The 2190-nt window shown below is 66.6% G+C and carries 1 protein-coding gene and 2 pseudogenes; all 3 read right to left on the reverse strand.

The annotated features are described in order from the left end of the window. Positions 1–91 precede the first annotated feature (91 nt). Positions 92–549: pseudogene (locus ACZ53N_RS37130) on the reverse strand (winged helix-turn-helix domain-containing protein); the annotation flags it as partial. A 61-nt stretch (positions 550–610) separates the two neighbouring features. Further along, entirely contained in the window at positions 611–1522 is a 912-nt protein-coding gene (locus tag ACZ53N_RS37135) for a dihydrodipicolinate synthase family protein (protein WP_469145106.1), read from the reverse strand. A 377-nt stretch (positions 1523–1899) separates the two neighbouring features. Further along, positions 1900–2118 (reverse strand): annotated as a pseudogene (locus ACZ53N_RS37140) (IS630 family transposase); the annotation flags it as partial. Positions 2119–2190 lie beyond the last annotated feature (72 nt).

Consider the following 2190-nt stretch of genomic DNA (forward strand, 5'->3'; position numbering starts at 1 on the left):
GCGAGTACTTCCTCGGTGGCGCCACTTCTTCCTCGTTCCCTGTTCCAGGCGATCCTATTGGACACCTGTCCGAGAACTTCGAGGCACCTCACACCCAGCCGGTGATTTTCTCCTCGTCGCGCTCCAGAGCGCGCCGGGCCGGGACCTGGTGGCTGAAGCCGTGGCGCCGCAGCATCTCCATAATGGTCGACCGTGCGAGAGTCTTGTGGTACCGGCGTCCGATCAACGTCTTGATCCTCGCCAGGGTCCACCTCTGGTCCGGCCAGCCGTGCGCGACCGGCCCCCTTTGCCAACTCCTTCTCCAGCACTGCGAACAGGGCCTCGTTCAGCTTGGGACGGGCCGCCGGTCCCCGAGAGGTCAGGGCCTGTGGGCCGTCGTCCTGCCAGGAGCGGCGCCACCTCTGCACCGACCGCACACTGACCCGAAGCTGTTTCGCCACCACCGTGCTGCCCTGCCCGGCACCGAACATCCCGGCCGCCTCCCACACGGACGCGCTCGCGAAATGCCCGCCGTTCCTCGGTCAGGCCACCGCCTTGCGAGTACCTCATGGTCAGCGCATACCGCAACGATCACCACACGTCACCCCTCCACGACACCACGCCCGAAAACTCAGTAGCGGTGTCCGTTGGCGATGGTCTTTTCGGTAGCGGCGCGTACTGCGTCAGCTACGGCGCCGGCAAGTGGGAGGCGGGGTGGGCGGGCGGGGCCGCCGCGGCGGCCGGCCAGGTCCATGGAGAGTTTGACGGCCTGTACGAACTCGGTCCTGGAGTCCCAGCGCAGCAGCGGGTGCAGCGACCTGTAGAGCGGCACGGCCGTCTCCAGGTTTCCGGCGACGGCGGCGTGGTAGAGCTCGGCGCAGGTGGCGGGGAAGGCGTTGGGGTAGCCGGCGATCCAGCCGACGGCTCCGGCGGTGGCGAGTTCCAGCAGGATGCTGTCGGTGCCGATGAGGAGATCGAGCCCGGGGGCGAGTTCTGCGATCTCGTAGGCTCGCCGGACGTCGCCGCTACACTCTTTGACCGCCACGATGTAGCCATCGTGGTGGAGCCTGGCCAGGAGGGTAGGGGCCAGGTCGGTTTTAGTGTCGGCGGGGTTGTTATACGCGACCAGTGGCAGGCCAGCCTTGGCGATGTCCGCGTAGTGCGCGCGTATGGCCCGCCAGTTGGCGCGGTAGGCGTTCGGCGGTAGCAGGAGGGCGGAGCCGCAGCCGGCCTCGGTGGCCTGGTCGGCCCAGCGGCGCGCCTCGGCGCTGCCGTAGGCGGCGACGCCGGGCATCACCCGCGCGCCGTCGCCCGCCGCCTCGACCGCGGTGCGGACCACGCGGGCCCGCTCCTCGTCGGTGAGGGTCTGGTACTCGCCGAGGGAACCGTTGGGCACGACACCGTCGCAGCCGCTTTCCAGAAGCCACCGGACGTGCGCGGCGTAGGCGTCGTAATCGATGGAGAGATCCTCGCGCAGCGGAAGCGCGGTGGCGACCATGATGCCCCGCCAGGGGCGGTCGGTGCTCCATAAGGTGGCGGTCATGCCGATAAACCTTTGGTGACGTTTGATGTATTTGTTTGTGAGAGTGTCTGTCAGCGCTTTCCTGATGGCCAGAGGTCGGACGGTTGTAAGTCTTGCAGTCGCACCCGACCCGGCTGCCCAGTAGATCACCTGGAGGCCCTGGCCCATGCGTTGTTGTGTACAGGCGATGACGGCTTGCTTCAGTTGTCGGCGTCCGCCGCTGGGTCTCGGTCGCGGTGAAACCGCTACTTCTTGCCCAGTAATGATCTGAAGGGAGGCGAGGTGGCAGATTTTCTCGTCGATCTGGCTCCTGGACGCCAGACTCTCCGGACCCCTGGGCCTCGAGGTGCGTGGAGGCCGTGGTCAGGTATCGTGTCGCTGCGCCATTGCCGGGTCTGTCAAGCGAGCGTGTACTGAGTTTTTGGGCGTGGTGTCGTCAGTGTGAGCCCTGTTCCGGTGAGGCATCCGTCGATAATGCCGCTGCGGTATTGGATCTGGCGGAGGCCGTGTCGGAGCTGGCGCATGAGGTGGCCCGGGTCGGTGAAGGCTGTGTTGGCCTGGGTGGTCCGGCGGAGAATCGACCAGATCCCTTCCACGGGGTTGAGGTCGGGTGCGTAGGTGCAATGCTGCTGACTTTATGCCTGTGTGCTCGTTGAGCTGGTGTGGCTGGTGTGGCTGGTGTGCGGGCA

The organism is Streptomyces sp. NPDC033229, assembly GCF_055576875.1.